General features: G+C 46.5%; 1 protein-coding gene. It reads left to right on the top strand.

Annotated elements, in window-relative coordinates; genetic code table 11:
• Positions 1-258 (top strand): hypothetical protein (locus AB840_RS18020; RefSeq protein ID WP_236684567.1); only part of this gene is annotated, 258 nt, incomplete at its 5' end.
• Positions 259-636: the final 378 nt, after the last annotated feature.

Below are 636 nucleotides of genomic sequence, written 5' to 3'. Positions count from 1 at the left end.
AACCGTACGTTTTGCCCTTGCCGAGTTATTGTCCCACCGTTAACAACCCATTTAGATAAAATATTAGCTCGGGTATTTGATGCGGTGGCAATGTCTGCTCCAGCTATTGCAATGCCATTTATGTTATTATCCCAGCCTGAGGGATCGCCTTCCGTGGTTATGATTGCCCAAGGTTTGTTGGATAACGCAATAGGATATATGATTGCAGATAAACCGTTTATGTTGGTAAAATCTCCCCACTGTTTACTTACATATTAATCCCCAATGCCCCGTGCGGGCGGTGGGGTCGTGTGATCCTTTTGTAAGGGTTATAGTTGTGTCGGATATGTTTTCGACGCCAATCATGTCGTCTGCCGCAGAATCGACTGTGACCACGGGCAAAAGGACTTGATTAATTTCAAGTGGGAATGTGATCGTTTGTGCGCCGGCCAAGGGGGCACCAATACTAAACAATCCCCACTGTCTATATACCGATGGTTATGCAGTGCGCCGCTGGCCTATCGGCCCCAGATGAGCGCAGTACAAATCCACTCAGCGACATGTTATAGTCCTTCAAGATGGCTACAGTTTGTTTGAAATCCGAATCGGCACTGCTTACAACTCCAGTTGCGACAATTTTATACCATTGCGTGTAAG

Source organism: Megasphaera cerevisiae DSM 20462 (assembly GCF_001045675.1).
Lineage (GTDB): Bacteria > Bacillota > Negativicutes > Veillonellales > Megasphaeraceae > Megasphaera > Megasphaera cerevisiae.
This window is presented reverse-complemented; position numbering and strand designations above follow the sequence as displayed.